The 15,805-nt window shown below is 70.9% G+C and carries 13 protein-coding genes and 1 tRNA gene; 7 read left to right on the top strand and 7 right to left on the bottom strand.

Annotated elements, in window-relative coordinates; translation table 11 throughout:
• Nucleotides 1–38: 38 nt before the first annotated feature.
• The 3 genes from lysA to ABKA17_RS03790 all read right to left on the bottom strand — a co-directional run bounded on the left by lysA (nt 39) and on the right by ABKA17_RS03790 (nt 3,341).
• A complete protein-coding gene (gene lysA, locus ABKA17_RS03800; protein WP_353690367.1) occupies nt 39–1,430 on the bottom strand; it encodes a diaminopimelate decarboxylase in 1,392 nt (463 codons plus the stop codon).
• A gap of 28 nt (nt 1,431–1,458) precedes the next feature.
• The gene (gene nrtL, locus ABKA17_RS03795) at nt 1,459–2,628 is read right to left on the bottom strand and encodes an ArgS-related anticodon-binding protein NrtL (protein ID WP_353690366.1); all 1,170 of its coding nucleotides are present in this window, start codon (nt 2,626–2,628) and stop codon (nt 1,459–1,461) included.
• 218 nt (nt 2,629–2,846) lie between these two features.
• Nucleotides 2,847–3,341, bottom strand: coding sequence for a response regulator (locus ABKA17_RS03790; protein ID WP_502994120.1), 495 nt, complete (start codon nt 3,339–3,341; stop codon nt 2,847–2,849).
• 224 nt (nt 3,342–3,565) lie between these two features.
• Between ABKA17_RS03790 and ABKA17_RS03785 the strand changes: the two genes are divergently transcribed.
• Nucleotides 3,566–3,637, top strand: a tRNA-Arg gene (locus tag ABKA17_RS03785).
• Between the two features lie 107 nt (nt 3,638–3,744).
• On the opposite strand, the gene ABKA17_RS03780 is transcribed toward ABKA17_RS03785, so the two are convergent.
• Nucleotides 3,745–4,935 carry an HNH endonuclease gene (locus ABKA17_RS03780; protein WP_353690364.1) on the bottom strand — a complete coding sequence of 397 codons (1,191 nt, stop codon included), beginning with the start codon at nt 4,933–4,935 and terminating at the stop codon, nt 3,745–3,747.
• Between the two features lie 272 nt (nt 4,936–5,207).
• On the opposite strand from ABKA17_RS03780, the gene ABKA17_RS03775 reads away from it, so the two are divergent.
• Nucleotides 5,208–7,004, top strand: a complete 1,797-nt coding sequence (locus tag ABKA17_RS03775) for a beta-ketoacyl-[acyl-carrier-protein] synthase family protein (RefSeq protein ID WP_353690363.1) — start codon at nt 5,208–5,210, stop codon at nt 7,002–7,004.
• A 121-nt stretch (nt 7,005–7,125) separates the two neighbouring features.
• Here the strand turns inward: ABKA17_RS03775 and ku are convergent, their stop codons facing one another.
• On the bottom strand, nt 7,126–8,244 hold the full coding sequence (gene ku / locus ABKA17_RS03770; protein WP_502994118.1) for a non-homologous end joining protein Ku: 1,119 nt from the start codon (nt 8,242–8,244) through the stop codon (nt 7,126–7,128).
• A gap of 61 nt (nt 8,245–8,305) precedes the next feature.
• Here ku and ligD point away from each other — a divergent pair, with 61 nt between their 5' ends.
• Both ligD and ABKA17_RS03760 read left to right on the top strand, forming a co-directional pair.
• Nucleotides 8,306–9,190 (top strand): non-homologous end-joining DNA ligase, encoded by an 885-nt coding sequence (gene ligD / locus ABKA17_RS03765; protein WP_353690361.1) that lies wholly within the window; start codon nt 8,306–8,308, stop codon nt 9,188–9,190.
• Nucleotides 9,191–9,271: 81 nt separating this feature from the next.
• Nucleotides 9,272–10,624, top strand: a complete 1,353-nt coding sequence (locus ABKA17_RS03760) for a vanadium-dependent haloperoxidase (RefSeq protein ID WP_353690360.1) — start codon at nt 9,272–9,274, stop codon at nt 10,622–10,624.
• 32 nt (nt 10,625–10,656) lie between these two features.
• On the opposite strand, the gene ABKA17_RS03755 is transcribed toward ABKA17_RS03760, so the two are convergent.
• Entirely contained in the window at nt 10,657–11,460 is an 804-nt protein-coding gene (locus tag ABKA17_RS03755) for a nuclease-related domain-containing protein (RefSeq protein WP_353690359.1), read from the bottom strand.
• Between the two features lie 256 nt (nt 11,461–11,716).
• On the opposite strand from ABKA17_RS03755, the gene ABKA17_RS03750 reads away from it, so the two are divergent.
• Nucleotides 11,717–12,223 carry a protein-tyrosine phosphatase family protein gene (locus tag ABKA17_RS03750; RefSeq protein WP_353690358.1) on the top strand — a complete coding sequence of 169 codons (507 nt, stop codon included), beginning with the start codon at nt 11,717–11,719 and terminating at the stop codon, nt 12,221–12,223.
• Nucleotides 12,224–12,280: 57 nt separating this feature from the next.
• On the opposite strand, the gene ABKA17_RS03745 is transcribed toward ABKA17_RS03750, so the two are convergent.
• A complete protein-coding gene (locus ABKA17_RS03745) occupies nt 12,281–13,504 on the bottom strand; it encodes an RNA-guided endonuclease InsQ/TnpB family protein (RefSeq protein WP_353690357.1) in 1,224 nt (407 codons plus the stop codon).
• 244 nt (nt 13,505–13,748) lie between these two features.
• Here ABKA17_RS03745 and ABKA17_RS03740 point away from each other — a divergent pair, with 244 nt between their 5' ends.
• Nucleotides 13,749–14,492, top strand: a complete 744-nt coding sequence (locus ABKA17_RS03740; protein WP_353690356.1) for a hypothetical protein — start codon at nt 13,749–13,751, stop codon at nt 14,490–14,492.
• Entirely contained in the window at nt 14,489–15,724 is a 1,236-nt protein-coding gene (locus ABKA17_RS03735; protein ID WP_353690355.1) for an ATP-binding protein, read from the top strand. The genes ABKA17_RS03740 and ABKA17_RS03735 overlap by 4 nt, the downstream gene beginning before the upstream one ends.
• Nucleotides 15,725–15,805 lie beyond the last annotated feature (81 nt).

Genomic DNA, 15,805 nt, shown 5'->3' with positions numbered 1-15,805 from the left:
AGGAGATCTTCCTTCCCCGGGCTGACCGCGCCGACCTGCTATCCGACGTCGAGACGCAGGAGATCCTCCTCCGTCTCACGGCGGACGATGACCCGGGACTCACCGTCGTTCACGGCGACGACCGGCGGCCGCAGCACATGGTTGTAGTTGCTGGCCATGGAACGGCAGTACGCGCCGGTGGCCGGTACCGCGATCAGGTCCCCCGGCGCGATGTCGGCCGGCAGGAACGCGTCCCTGACCACGATGTCCCCGCTCTCGCAGTGCTTGCCGACGACCCGGGCGAGCATGGGCTCGGCGTCCGAGGTCCTCGACACCAGCGCGACGCTGTACTCGGCGTCGTACAGCGCGGTCCGGATGTTGTCGGACATGCCGCCGTCGACGGAGACGTAGGTGCGCAGCCCGTCGAGCGGCTTGGTGGTGCCGACCTCGTAGAGCGTGAAGGCGGTGGGCCCGACGATCGCGCGCCCCGGCTCGACGGAGATCCGGGGCGTGCGCAGCTTCGCGCCCTCGCACTCCCGGGTGACGATCTCGGTGAGCGCCTTGGCGATCTCGTGCGGCTCACGCGGGTCGTCGTCGGAGGTGTACGCGATCCCGAGCCCGCCCCCGAGGTCGATCTCGGGCAGCTCGACCCCGTGCTCGTCACGGATGTCCTTCAGCAGCCCGACCACCCGGTGGGCGGCGACCTCGAACCCGGACATGTCGAAGATCTGCGACCCGATGTGGGAGTGGATCCCGATGAGCTCGAGCGAGTCGAGCTGAAGGGCCCGCCGCACCGCCTCGGCGGCCTGTCCCCCGGCGAGCGGAATCCCGAACTTCTGGTCTTCATGGGCGGTGGCGATGAACTCGTGCGTATGAGCCTCGACGCCGACGGTGATACGGATCTGGACCCGCTGCCGCCTGCCCAGTTCCTGGGCGATGTGCGCGACCCGGACGATCTCCTGGAAGGAGTCGAGGACGATACGGCCGACACCGTTCTCGACGGCCCGGGTGATCTCTTCCTTGGACTTGTTGTTGCCGTGGAAGGCGATGCGGTCGGCGGGCATGCCGGCGGAGAGCGCGGTGGCGAGCTCGCCGCCGGAGCACACGTCGAGGTTGAGCCCCTCCTCGTGCAGCCAGCGCACGACGGCCCGGGACAGGAACGCCTTGCCGGCGTAGAAGACGTCGGCGTCGGTACCGAAGGCGGAACGCCAGGCACGCGCCCGGGCCCGGAAGTCCGTCTCGTCGATGACGTAGGCGGGCGTGCCGTGCTGCTCGGCGAGGGTCTTGACATCGATCCCACCGACGGTGACGACACCGTCCTCGCCACGGCTGACCGTCTGGGCCCAGACCTTGGGGTCGAGGGTGTTGAGGTCGGCCGGCGGAGCGGAGTAGTGCCCCTCGGGAAGGACGTCGGCGTGACGGGGCCCGGCGGGGTGTGCGGAACGGCTCATCTTCTTGGCTGGCTCTCTGTTCGCTGTCTCAGAGGTGTTCGGGTGCGTCGATGCCGAGCAGGGTCAGGCCACCGGCCAGCACCGTCCCGGCGGCTTCGGCGAGCGCGAGCCGGGCGCGGTGGGCGGCCGAGGGTTTCTCGTCGCCGTACGGGAGGACGGTGGGCACAAACGCGAGCGTGGCATCCGCGACGGTGACGAGATGCCGGGCAAGCCGATCCGGACTGCGGTGTGCCGCGGCTTGGGCGAGGACGCGGGGGTGGTCGGCGAGGGGGGTGATGAGGGGGGCGGGGGCGGGGTTGGTGACGCGGGCGAGGGGGGTGTGGGTGGCTTGCGCGTCTCCCGGCTGTACGCCCTCGGCGTGTACGTCGTCTGCGTGTACGGCAGCTGCGCGTACGGCGTCTTCATTCACGTCGTCGGCGGGGGCCTGGGTGCTGCTGAACCCCAGGTCGGCGGCGTTGCGGGTGAGAGCCCGGGTGCGGGCGTGGGCGTACCGGACGCGGAAGAGAGGGTTGCTCTCACGCTGGACGAGGTGCTCGTCGGTGATCCGGGGCCGGTCGCGGGGGGCCGGGTGGAGAAGGGCCCAGCGGGCGGCGTCGCGGCCGAGGGGGGTGGGGTCGGCGGGAGCGGGGACCGGGCGGACGTCGACGTCGAGGGGGGCGGGCGCGTCGGGGGTGCCGTGCGCGTCGACCCGGGCGCCGAGGATGTCGGTCCAATCCGGTTCGGGGCGGACCGTACAGGAGGTGCGGACGAGGGCGCCCTGGGAGCGCAGGATGCGGGCGGTGGCGTCCATGACGACGACAGCGCGGACCTCGTAGGGCGCGTGCAGCTGCACGAGCTGCCCGGTGGGGTGGTCGACCATGCCGTACCGCGGGCCTCGCCGCAGGATCTCCTCGACGAGGGCGGCGGAGGTGTCCGCACTCCGCAGGCTGATGTTGAGGAATCCGGGGCCGGTGACGACGACGTCGGCGATGCCGGGGGCGCCGAGCAGATGGGGCCGGAGGATCGCGGCGACCTCGGCCGATGGCCGGCCGGCGGGTCGGGCGAGCTGGAGGGCGACGTTGGTGGCGTAGTCACCACACCCGCCGGGACCGGGGGGCGTGACGACGGCCCGTCCGGGAACGGTCACGCTCAGCTCCCCACCGTCGACAGCGCGACGGACCGCGCGCAGCACGGTGCGGGAGAGCTCGACGGGGGTCACGGGACAAGCGTATGGGAGGAGGGGGGTGGGTAGGCGAGTCGGTTTGGCGGAAGGTCCGGGATGTGGACGGGGTGGGGGTTGGGAGGGGCGGAGGTGGGGGTGGGGCGCGGATGGGAGGGCTGAGGTGGCGGGAGCGCGGGCAAGGGGGCTGGGCGTGGGAGGGGCCGGGCACAGCGGGGCTGGGCGGGGACCGGCTGCGGGCTGGGTGGGGGTACGGCTCAGCCGACGGTGCGGCCGGCGGTGCGTCCGGCAATCCGCTCGGCCTCGTCGGCGCCGAGGACGCGCCCGAAGATGTCGTCGTCACCGGGGTCGCCAGGGTCACCGGGGTCGCCGGCGTCGTCGACCTCCTCGGCCGGGGCCCCGTGGTGCTTGCGCTCGATCAACTGCCGCACCAGCTGCACCAGTTCGGCAGGCTCGAAGGGCTTGGCGAGGAAGGCGTCGACACCGACGTCCAGTCCACTCTCGACCTCGTGCTGAGTGCAGGCGCTGACGATGGCGAGGGGGAGATCACGAGTCCGCGGATCGGAGCGCAACCGAGCGGCGGTACGGAGCCCGTCAAGTCGGGGCATAACGACATCAAGGGTCACCACATCGGGGCGCACCTGATGCACGACTTCCAGACACTCGGCACCATCGGCCGCGGTCACGACCTCGATGCCCTCCAGCTCGAGATTGACCCTGATCAACTGCCGGATGACCTTGTTGTCGTCCACAACAAGCACTCGGCCCGACGCGCCTGGCACAACTCGAGAGTAGGTCCGGACCGGCCACCGCGTCCGGGTTTTGCCTACTTCCGCCCCACGCGAGGGAACGACACCGAGATCACCGACCAAGACAGCCCCTCCGACGAGGCCCGCGACCCCGCAAAACCCGTTCATGAACACCCCGACAGAGCTGGTAGTGTTCTACCCGTCGCCGCGAGCAACGCGACCGACACGCCCCCGTAGCTCAGGGGATAGAGCAACGGCCTCCGGAGCCGTGTGCGCAGGTTCGAATCCTGCCGGGGGCACTCGCCAGTCAGGCTGTAGCGATCAAGCTCTGATCTGGGCGGATGCCGACTTGAGAGAGCGGGAGTCAGTTTTACTGGCTCCCGCTCTTTCGTTTGTTCGGTGGTGCTTAGTGCGGGAACGAGTCCGTTCCGTACGTCTCGTGGCGTTGTCTCGCTACCTTGAGCAGGGTTTCGCGTAGGGAAGCGCGGGTGCTGCCTCGGGTTTTGATTGCGTGGCAGTTGGGGCAGAGGGCGATCATCTGGTTGGGGTGGTCGCGGCCGCCCAGGGCCAGGTCCAGGACGTGGTCGATTTCGAGTGTGGGTAGGTGGCGGTCGGTCACGTCGGCGGGCTGGCCTGTGCAGTGGGGGTTCTCGCAGTTGCCGCGGCTGCGGCGGAGTACGAGGTAGCGGGCCGCGCGGGAGCGGCGGGGGGCCTGTGTGGTCCGGGGGACGCGCTCGGGGTCGGTCTTCGCTTCCCGCTCCTCTATGAGCCGGCAGCCGCGTTCGTACTCGGCGGCCGTCATCAGCCACTCCTCCGGCTCGGTTCCCGTCGCCGAGTCGGTCAGGCCCACGTCGGCGAGGAGGGGCCCCGGGTCCAGGTCGTCGAAGTAGGTGCTGAGGAGGTCGTCGAGTACGGCCAGGCGGGTTGCCGTGGAGTGCCGGAAGAGGGTGTGCAGCGGCTCGGCCAGGCCTCCGCGTGGCTGGTTGGCGGTGAACCAGCGGAGCGGTTCCGCGTCGCCGTGCGCCGTGGGCACCGTGCCCTCGTAGTCCTGCAACGTCCAGATGCCGGCGCGGTGCAGGGAGGCCACGGGGTAGTCGGGGCGCGGTCGCTCTCCTCTCGTGCCGTGTCGTTCGAGGAGGGTTCTGAGGGCGCGCTCGGTCTCCACCCAAGGAAGCAGGCGGGGTTCGGCTCTGAGGGCTCGGCCCATGGACCACAGCAGGGTGATGGGTTGGTACAGGGCGGGGTGGCCGGAGGAACGGTTCACCTTGAGGTGGGTGACTCGGTGGAGGAGGTCGGCTTGGGACGGGGCCGGCGCCGGGAGATCCGCCACGACCGCGAAACCGAGGTTCTCCAGGAGTGCGGCGGCGTGGGCCGCGCCGCCCGAGAAGTCGCGTGCCGGCAGGGGTGATTGTCCGGGCACGTGGCCGTGCGCGGCTCCGATGATCGCCTTGGAGTCGTAGGGCCTGCCCTCGTGCAGCAGCAGGTAGCGGCGGGCACGGCGGAAGCCGTAGGCCTTGAGGAAGGTGTCGCGGCCGAGCCGGTCGCACTCCTCGATCGCCTTCTCCACCTCGCGGCGGGTGATGTCCGTCAGCGCCATGCCGGAACCCTACGTGAGCAGCACATGTGCAGCCGTGACCTTGCCCACAGATCGTCCGGGAGGGGTGGGACAACTCGGATGGCGGCGTGGGTTGTTGATGGGGTGTCGGGGTGGTCTTTCGTTTGCGGAGGGCAAGGGGGCGGGCATGTTTTCCTTTCAACAATGGCCTTTTCGGCTTTCGTCCAGTTCACTCGGGACGACCTGCCGCCAGGTGGTTCGCGGCAGTTGAAGGTAGTTCGAGGTAGTTCGGTCCACAGGAAGCATGTGCGGATATGTCCAAATCGTCCGAGATATCGCAAGTGCCGATAAATCCCCACCCTGTTAGTGCCGCCGAGGTCATCCCGGGAGACCTCGTCGCGTTGTCGGCGGAGGATGTCGCGCGGCCTCGGTGGTACGTCGTCACGCACACGTTGCCCGAGTCGCCGGAGACGATCCGGGTGACGTTGCGGCCGCCGTTGGGCGGGGTGGATCGCGATGAGGTGCTCGGGCGGGAGCGGCTGGTGACCGTCGCGTGCCGGCGGATGGATGTGACCGGGGTGCCTCGGCTGTCGTCGGCGCCCCTCGGCGACGTCGAGTTCCGGGACGGGGACCGGGTGGGGTCCTTGCGGGCCGTCGATCCGGGTGCCGTCGAGGTGACCTTCGTACGGCGTTGGGGGGTCTGGCACCGGGATCTCGACGTCTGCGACGACCCGGTCGTGTCCGACGGTGACGTGCGACGGTGGGCCGCCGACGCGGACCGGGACGGGTATGTCGTACGGCATCACCCTCGGGCCGTGCGTGAGGCCGCTGCCGGTGGGCCTCGGCGGGTCGTCGTCACCGGGCTCGGGGCCGTCACTCCGCTCGGGGTCGGGGTCGGTGAGCTGTGGCAGGGATTGCTCGACGGGCGGCACGGGATACGGGAGTTGGTGGGCGAGGAGTTCGACGAGCTGCCGGTGCGGGTGGCCGGGACCGTGCCCGTCGATCCCGCCGAACTGCTGCCCCGGGCCGCCGCCCGGCGGATGAACCGGGCCGCCCAGTTCGCCGTGCTCGCCGCGCGGGAGGCCTGGGGGGACGCCGGGTTCATGGAGGGCGGGACCGTGGAGAGCGGGCTCGATCCCGCTCGGGTGGGCGTGAGTCTCGGGGCCATCCTCGGGGACGCCTCCGTCCTGGTCGGCGGGGACCGCAAGCTCAGGGAGAAGGGGCCGCGCGGGGTCTCACCACTGACCACCCCCATGACCGTGCCGTCGCAGGCCGCCTCCCAGGTCTCCCTCGATCTGCACATCACCGGCGAGGCACGGACCGTCACCAGTGCCTGTGCCTCCGGGACCGAGGCGATCGGACAGGCCATCGACCGCATACGGTACGGCCGGGTCGACGTCGCTCTCGCGGGCGGCGCGGAGGCTGTCGTCACGCCGGCGATCATGGCCTCGTTCGCCTCCATGCGGGCCCTGTCCCAGGCGGGGGTCGCGGAGGGGTCGCCCTCACGGCCGTTCGCCAAGGACCGGGACGGGTTCGTGAACGGGGAAGGCGCGGGGGTGCTCGTCCTGGAGGCCGAGGAACACGCCCTGGCCCGTGGGGCGCGGATCTACTGCGAGGCCGCCGGATGGGGGCTGTCCGCCGACGCGCATCACATGGCCGCGCCGGATCCCTCCGGCAGCGGGGTCGCGCTCGCGCTGCGGCGGGCGGTCCGGGACGCGGGCGGGCACGTGGTGGACGTCGTACACGTGAACGCGCATGCGACGGCGACCGTGGAGGGGGATCTCGCCGAGGCCGGGGCCCTGCGGGCGGTGCTGGGGCGGCGGTCCGTGCCGGTGACCGCCCTGAAGGGACACCTCGGGCATCTCCAGGGCGCCGCGGGTGGGGTCGAGGCGGTCGCGGCCGTGCTGACCCTGCATCACGGGGTGGTGCCGCCGACCGTGGGGTGCCGGGACGTCGACGACGCGGTCGGGCTGGACGTGGTGACCGGCGAGCCCCGGGAGCTGCCGGGAGACGGCGATCTGGCGCTCAGCAACTCGTTCGGGTTCGGGGGGCACAACGCGGTGCTGGCGTTGCGGCGGCTCGGGGCCGGGATCGGAGTCGGGATCGGGTAGTCGGGCGGTACGGACGCGAGCAGCCCGGCGGCACGGACGCGGGTAGCCATGGCGGCGCGGACGCGAGCAGCCCGGCGGCACGGACGCGTGCCGTGAAGGTGGCGGCGGTCCGCAAACTCGCTCAGGCCGAGCGTTTGCGTGCCGCCGTCTTCTTCGCTCCGGTCGTGGACTTCGACGCCGTCTTCTTCGCCGTCGACTTGGCCGCCGTCCTCGACGTCGACTTCGCTGTCGTCGACTTGGCTGCCGTTGACCTCGCGGTCGTTGACTTCGCCGCCGTCTTCTTCGCCCCGGTCGTGGACTTCGACGCCGTCTTCTTCGCGGTGCCGCTCGCTGTCGACTTCTTCGCCGACCCCGCCGTCTTCTTCGTGGTTCCGCTCGCCGTCGACTTCTTGCCTCCGGTCTGCTTCGGCGCGGCCCGTGCCGACTTGCGCTGTGGGAGGGGGGTGACCTTGGCCGGTTCCTCGCCCCGGGACTCCTTCGCCTCGCGGACGCTCTTCTCCAGGGCGGCCATGAGGTCGAGGACCTTGCCGCCCTTCGACGGTTCCGGGGCCTCGGGCGGCGTCTCGCCGGCGGCCTTCGCGGCGACGACCTCTTCCAGGGCCTCGCGGTACTCGTCGTGGAGGTCCTCGAGGTCGATCTCGCCCAGGGTGTCCATCAGGGCGTCCGCGAGGTCGAGTTCCTTGTCGTTCACGGTGACCTTGGTGTCCGGGGCCACGCCCTGCGGGGCGCGGACCTCGTCCGGCCACAACAGGCCGTGCATGGCGATGGCGTCCTCCACCACTCGCAGCATGCCGAGCCGTTCCTTGCCGCGGAGCGCGAATTTCGCGATGGCGACCTTGTTGCTGCGCTTCAGCGCCTCCCGCAGCAGGGTGTACGGCTTCGCGGCCGGCGCGCCCCCGGCGGCGAGGTAGTACGCCGCGTCCATCTGGAGGGGGTCGATGCGGTCGGCGGGTACGAAGGCGACGATCTCGATCGTCTTGGCCGTGGGGAGCGGGAGGTGGGCCAGGTCCTCGTCCGTGATGGGGATGATCGTGCCGTCGGCGTCCTCGTAGCCCTTGCCGATCTCGGCCGAGCCGACCTCTTTCTCCTCCAGCTCGCAGACCTTGCGGTAGCGGATCCGGCCGCCGTCCTCCAGATGGATCTGGCGGAAGGAGATCGAGTGGCTCTCGGTGGCGTTGACCAGCTTGATCGGAATGCTGACCAGGCCGAAGGAGATGGCGCCGTTCCATATGGATCGCACGAGCAGCACCCTTTCGGACGATAAGTACTATATCTACCCATTTCCATGGGATTCTCATCGTATGACGCCGATCACCGAGGTGGACGGGCACCGGCTCGCGCTCAGCAACCTGGACAAGGTGCTGTATCCCGCGACCGGGTTCACCAAGGGTGAGGTGCTGCACTACTACGCGACCGTCGCCGACGTCCTGCTCCCCCATCTGCGGGACCGGTCCGTGTCCTTCCTGCGGTATCCGGACGGCCCCGACGGTCAGGTGTTCTTCGCCAAGAACGTGCCGCCGGGTACGCCCGACTGGGTCACCACCGCCGAGGTGCCGAGGTCCGAGGGGCCGTCGCGGATGGTGCTGGTCCAGGATCTGGCGAGCCTGATGTGGGCCGCGAACCTCGTCACCGAGTTCCATACGCACCAGTGGGTCGTCCAGGACCCGGACAGGGCCGACCGGCTCGTCTTCGATCTCGACCCCGGTCCGCCCGCCACCGTCGTCGACTGCTGCGAGGTCGCGCTGTGGCTGCGGGAGCGTCTCACCGAGGACGGGATCGGCGCGTACGCCAAGACGTCCGGGTCCAAGGGGCTGCATCTGGTCGCCGCTCTTCAGCCGACCGCGTCCTCCGAACAGGTGACTGACTACGCGAAGCAGCTCGCCGTCACCGCCGAGCGGACCATGCCCGGGCTCGTCGTGCACCGGATGACCAGGAGCCTGCGGCCCGGGAAGGTCTTCGTCGACTGGAGTCAGAACGCCGCCCGGAAGACCACGGCCACCCCCTACACCCTGCGGGCGCGACAGGAGCCGACCGTCTCCGCGCCCGTCACCTGGGAGGAGGTCGAGGAGTGCCGGTCACCCGGCCAACTGACCTTCCTGGCACCGGACATCGCCCCCAGGGTCCAGGACCACGGCGATCTGCTGGCCCCGCTCTTCGATCACCGGTCCGCCGGTCGGCTGCCCTAGCGTCGATGCCCGCCCCAATGGGCACAGTTCGTGATCAACAGGGGTATATCTCCCCACCCGAGCAAGGAGCGGCGATCGGCAATGCGAGCACGGCCCACGTCACCACGGCCCACGTCACCACCGCCCACGTCACCGTCGGAACCGTCGGAATCCCGACCCGCCTCCCGCCCCCTCTGCCGCACCCTCCTCACCGGCCTCGCCACCCTCACGGCCCTCTCCCTCGCCGCCGCCCCCTGGGCCTCCGCGGCGGACCCCGGGCGGGCTCCGGACGGCGAGGTGATCACCGACTGGAACCTGACCGCCGTCCAGGTGATCGCCGGGGACGCCGCGCGGCCCACCGCCGAGCCGTTCCTCTGGTACGGCTTCGTCTCGGCCGCCGTCTACAACGCGGTCGTCGGCATCGAGGGCCGGTACACCGCGTACAAGTGGAACGTACGAGGGCCCCGGCACGCCTCCTCCGAGGCCGCCGCCGCGACCGCCGCGCGGCGGGTGCTGCTGACGTACTTCCCGGCGTCGAGGAAGCGCATCGAGGCCGCGTACGCCGACTCGCTCGCGAAGATCCCGGACGGGACGGCCGAGGAGCAGGGCGTGCGGTTCGGGGAGCGGGCCGCGGCGCGGATCGTCGAGCTGCGGGAGGACGACGGACGGGACAGCCGGGTGACGTTCGACCCGGCACCCGGTCCCGGGGTCTGGCAGCCCGCGCCGCCCGACCACCGGCCGGCCCAGCTGCCATGGCTCGCCCAGGTGCGGCCGATGCTCTTCGACTCACCGGACAGGTTCGTGCCGGGGCCGCCGCCCGCGCTGACCTCCGAGACGTACACGAGGGATCTTGCCGAGGTGAAGTCGGTCGGCGCGAAGGACAGCGTCACCCGGACCGCGTGGCAGACCGAGACCGCGCGGTTCTTCTCGCACCCGCTGCCGCAGCAGCTCCAGGCCGGGTACCGGGACCACGCCGAGCGGCACGGGCTGGACATCGTCGAGGCCGCCCGGTACTTCGCCGCCGCCAACACCGCCTCCGCCGACGCGACGATCACCACCTGGAACTCCAAGTTCGGCTACGCCTTCTGGCGCCCCGTCACCGCCGTACGGCAGGCCGACACCGACGGCAACCCGGCCACCGAGGCCGACCCGGACTGGCTGCCGCTGCTCAACACGCCGCCCTACCCGGAGTACATGGGCGGCCACTGCGCCAACGACGGTGCCGTGATGGCAGTGCTGGACCGCCTCACCGACGGGGACATCGACCTTCGGCTGTCGTCGACGCCGACCGGCACGACCCGGACGTACACGGACTCGGCCGACTACATGCGGGACGTGATCGACGCGCGGGTGTGGAGCGGGATCCACTTCCGCACCGCCGACCTCGTCGGCAGCCGGGTCGGACGGGACATCGGGAACTGGGCGCTCGACCACTACTTCCGGCCGCTGCGCTGACCGCGACGCCGTGGCGATCCGTCACAAGGGTCCTAGACCCGGCTCCAGGTGTGGCGGTCGCGGGCCATCGCGTGCAGTGCCTCCACGTCCGCCGGTTTGAGGACTCCGCCGGTCCGGGCCAGGTTCGCCACGTCGATGTCCGTGAGGACGCGGACCTCGCGCGGGGGCGCGGTGATCCGGACGTCCGTCGGGCCGACGAGGGCGAGGACCGGGTGGACCTCGGCGGTCAGGGCGTAGGAGGCGCGGTCGGCGTCGGCGCGGACGCGGCGCAGCAGGGGGTAGGGGTCGCGGCGCCCCAGGGTGACCATGGGGTCGGCGACCGTCACCCGCTGCTTGCGGGCGTACAGCGTGTGGACGGCGAAGAGGCCGCCGGGGCCGATCGCGAGGTGGTGGACGCGGTCGCCGCCGGGGAGCGGGACGGAGTGCAGGACGTGCCAGCCGACCCCGTCCAGGCGGTCCAGGGCCTCCCCCACCGTCTGCTCGGCGAGCAGGGCCTTGCGGCGCGGGTCGGCGCGGAGCCGGTGCGGTGGTCCGGGGTCGCGGTCGAGGGCGATCTGGAGGGCCTCGCCGGGTCGGTTGGGCGCCAGGTCGTCGTCGGGGTGGAGGGTCAGGCGGGCGAGTTCCGCCGGGGTCGGCACCGGGGGCGGGCCGACCGCCACCGGGCCCGTCAGAAAGGGCCCGAGCGCTTCCAGTACGTCGTCCCTGCGGTCCTCGCTCAGCAGATTGACGCGAGCCGCCTCACGGTCGTACCAGGCGACGTTCCTCCCGTCCGTAAGGCACACATACAGCCGCTCCTGGCCGTGCCGCCAGGTCGGTATGACGCGCAGTCCGTTCATGCACCATCACCCCTTGACCATGGGAACAGGCGGGGTGCTCCAGGGGCAAGAAGGCGGTTACCTTTGTGAGGAGTTGGGCCTGCCCGGCGGATCAGGTCGCAGGTGAGCCGCGGCGCCGATCGACGCAGGTGAACGGGGTCTGGTGCGTGCAGCCGCAAGGCGGCTGGGGGTCCCCCTCCGGGGGGGCGCGTGCCAGGCCCCGCGCCTGCGGCATGATCCGCCGGGGAGGCCCTGGGTGGGAGTTGGGGAGGCGTGATTGCGTACCCGCAGGAAGCAGCCCGACGTACCGGCCCCGGAGAGTCCATGGAATGAGATCGTGCCCGGATTGTGGATGGGTGGGCACGAGTTCAGGGGGCACTCGGGGCAACTGGAGTTCGCCGTCGTTCGGGACGAGTTCGATCTCGTCCTGACCCTGTTGAGGTTGCCGGGGCACGGGCCCGACCCCGGCGTGGAGCACCATGTGTGGCCGATACCCGACGGGCCTCTGGACGGAACCCAGCTCGCGGGCGTGATCCGTCTGGCACGGGCCGCGAGTGAGGCACTGGACGAGGGCCGCAAGGTCCTCGTCCGCTGTTACCACGGCTACAACCGCTCGGGACTGGTGATCGCGCACACGCTGGTCCGTGGCGGGCGCTCCGCGGAGGAGGCGATCCGGACGATCCGGACCCGCCGCTCGCCGTGGGCGCTGCACAACGACCTGTTCGTCGACTATCTACGGGCGGGCCTGCCGACCGCTCGGCTGCTGGAGGAGCTGGCAGATTGACATGCTCCTTGCCCTGAAGGGTGAGGATTTCGGCCTTCTCGACTGGTTGCCGTGCCGCTACGCGGCACGGTTTCCGGTGGAGAATCCGTGGCTTCCTGTTTCTTCGCGCTGCGCCAGAACAGGTTCTGGTCTTACCGGCGCTCCGCAGGCTGATACCGCCAGTCCGGCGGCCGTCTTCACGTTGAGTGCGGCGTTGTGGTCCCGGTCGTGGAGAGTGCCGCACGCGGTACACGTCCACTCCCGGATGTGCAGCGGCTGGGGACCGTCTTTGACCCCGCAGGTGGAACAGACCTGGCTGCTCGGCTCGAACCGGCCGATCTTGACCAGGGTGCGCCCGTACCGTTGCGCTTTGTATTCCAGCATGTTCACGAACGCCGTCCAGCCCGCGTCGTGGACGGACTTGGCCAGCCGGGTACGCGCCAGTCCCGCCACCGCCAGGCTCTCCACGGCGATTCCTTGGTTCTCGGAGATCAGCCGGGTGGAAAGCTGGTGGTGGAACTCTTTGCGGGCGTCGGCGACCTTGGCATGGGCGCGGGCGACCTTGAGACGGGCCCTGGCGCGGTTGTTCGATCCCTGCTGTTTGCGGGACAGCTCTCGCTGGGCCTTCTTCAGCTTCTTCTCGGCCCGGCGCAGGAACCGCGGGGAGTCGATCTTCTCGCCGGTGGACAGGACGGCGAAGTGGGTGAGGCCGAGGTCGATGCCGATGCTCTGGCCGGTGGCGGGCATCCGGCTCGCGTCGGCCGCGAGGTCGGTGCCGATGACGAACGAGGCGAAGTATCTGCCCGCACTGTCCTTGATGACGGTGACCGAGGAGGGGGTGGCGGGCAGGGTGCGGGACCACTTCACCTTCACCGCCCCGATCTTCGGCAGGTTCAGCCGTCCGCTGTCGGTGATGTTCCAGCGGGCGTTGACGGTGAACCGGATCGACTGCCGGGCATCCTTGCGGGACTTGAACCGGGGTGCACCCAGTTTCGGACCCTTGCGGGCGCCCTTGAGGGAGGCGAAGAAGTTTTTGTAGGCACTCTCGGCATCCCGCAGGGACTGCTGCAGCACGACCGCGGAGACCTCGCCCAGCCAGGACCGCTCCACACTCCGTTTCGCCTCGGTGATCAGACGAACGGACAGCTCGCCCGCCTTCGGGAAGGGCCTGCCCGCCTTGCGGGCGTCCTCACGGGCGCGCACCGCGTCGTTGAACACGACGCGAGCGCACCCGAACGCCCTGGCCAACGCGATCCGCTGACCGGCATCCGGGTACAGGCGAAACGCATACCGGAGCTGCATGACGATCACACTAGACAGGTCGAACGAGTACCGTCACCGGGAACAATCGAGCGAACCTTCACCGTCACCGCAGGACAGTCCGGCTCCGCAGGTTTGAGATTCGCTTCACGCCCGGGCTGAACCCCGGAGCTGCGAATGAATCCCGGAAGCCGGTACGCGACCCCGGCCAGGTGCGCAAAAAGGACTTCCGTACGAATAAGGTGTACGGGCCGGTCATCGCCCGCCTGTACGCCCCTGGAGCACAGTGCCACGCCCCCTCCGCACCGCCCTCGTCACCGCGCTGCTGCTGGCGTCCGCCACGGCCTGCGGTGACGCGGGCGGGCTGGAAGGGGCCGGTGCCACGCCGACCGCGACCAGCCCGGCCCGGCTCTGGCCGGAAATGACCCCCGCCTCCAGCCCGGCCTGGAACTACGACGACGGCGAGTCCGAGGTCATGAAGGGCATCACCGCGGCCGGCGACGATGTCCGCAAGGTGGATCCGGTGGCCGTGGTGAAGGCGGAGATCGCCCAGCACCCGGACGAGTACTCCGGCTCCAAGGCGCCGTACTACGAGACGGCCCGCCGCATGGTGGACTGCGGGGAGCAGTCGGCGAGCGGCAGGTGTCCCGTGCTCAAGGCCTACTACCGCGACCTCACCGGTGACGGGCACGAGGACCTGACCCTGGGCTTCCGGTTGCTGCCGGGCAATCAGACGGCGGTACGCGTCTACACCTTCGAGGGCGGCCGGCTGGTGCAGGTCATGGCCAACGACGACGCCGTGAGCGGGGTCGAGCTGGCCGGGCGCTCCGTGATCATCCACGCGCCGTCCGACCTGGCCGACTACGAGTACCGGTTCCAGTGGACCTGGGACCCGGACCAGCACGTCATGCTGCTCACGCACGACGAGATGCTGCGCGTCGGCAAGGCCCCGTCCCCCTCGGCCTCCGCGGGCGCCTCCTCCGCCGCCTCGCCCTCCCGCACGCCCTCCCCCTCGGCGAGCTCGCGATGAGACTCGTGCTCCCGCGGTGGGCCGGCGCCCTCGCCGTGAAGGCCGCCGTCTTCATCACGGTGATGTGCTGCGCGCTCGCCGCGCTGCTCGGCGTCCTGGTGCATGTCTCGGTGACCAACCACACCGTCGGCCAGGCCCGCGAACTGGCGCTCCAGCGGCTCGAGGACGCGACCTCGGCGTACGAGGCCGGCGACAGCCTGGGCCCGTTCGCGGGCGTCGACACACCGGGGCTGCCGGACTCCCTGCGGGACCTGGCCGTGGCGGGCGAGCGCGGCACGATCGTCGCCGAACGGGACGGCTATCCCACGATGTGGGCGGCCGGTCCGGCCGACGGGAACCGGGCCCTCGCGGTCCGGGTCGACTACCGCCAGCAGGCCCGCACCATCGACGCCCTCGACCGGTCGATCCTGTGGTCCTCGCTGCTGGCCATCGGGGCGACCCTGCTGGTCGGGGCGTTCGCGGTGACGCGGGTGACGCGGCGGCTGCACGCCACCGCGCGGGTGGCCCGGCGGATCAGCGGGGGTGACCTGGACGCCCGGGTCGACGATCCCCGGACGAAGGATCCGTCGCGGCCGCAGGACGAGGTGGCCGCCGTCGCCGCGGCGCTGGACTCCATGGCGGCCTCGTTGCAGAGGAAGCTGCTGAGCGAGCAGCGGTTCACGGCGGACGTGGCGCACGAGTTGCGGACGCCGCTCACCGGCCTGCACGCGGCGGCGGAGCTGCTGCCGCCGGGCCGGCCGACGGAGTTGGTGCGGAACCGGGTGGGGGCGTTGCGGACGCTGACCGAGGATCTGCTGGAGATCTCCCGGCTGGACACCGGGCGGGAGCGGGTCGAGCTGGACACCGAGCCGCTCGGGGCGTTGGCCTCGCGGGTGGTGCGGGCGTCGGGGACCGGGACCGAGGTGGTCGTCGTACGGGATGTGTCCGTGGAGACGGATCGGCGGCGGCTGGAGCGGGTGCTGGGGAATCTGGTGGCCAACGCGCATCGGCATGGGCGGGCGCCGGTGACTCTGACGGTCGACGGACCGGTCGTGACGGTGCGGGATCACGGGGACGGGTTTCCGGAGTATCTCGTCGAGCACGGGCCGCAGCGGTTTCGGACGGAGGGGGGTTCGAAGGGGCATGGGCTGGGGTTGACGATCGCGCTGGGGCAGGCGGAGGTGTTGGGGGCGCGGCTGCGTTTCGAGAACGCGGTGGGTGGCGGGGCGGTGGCGACGTTGGTGCTTCCCTGAGGGGAGCCGGTTCGCGCTCCTATGGCCCAGCGTGGCGCGCGCCCCTCCGGCGGCGCTCCTAATGTGGCGAATAGTCAAGTT

Origin of the sequence: Streptomyces sp. RG80 (genome assembly GCF_040446465.1) — a bacterium.
Taxonomy (GTDB): domain Bacteria; phylum Actinomycetota; class Actinomycetes; order Streptomycetales; family Streptomycetaceae; genus Streptomyces.
The sequence above is the reverse complement of the archived record's forward strand: the minus strand, read 5'-3'. Positions and strand labels throughout refer to the sequence as shown.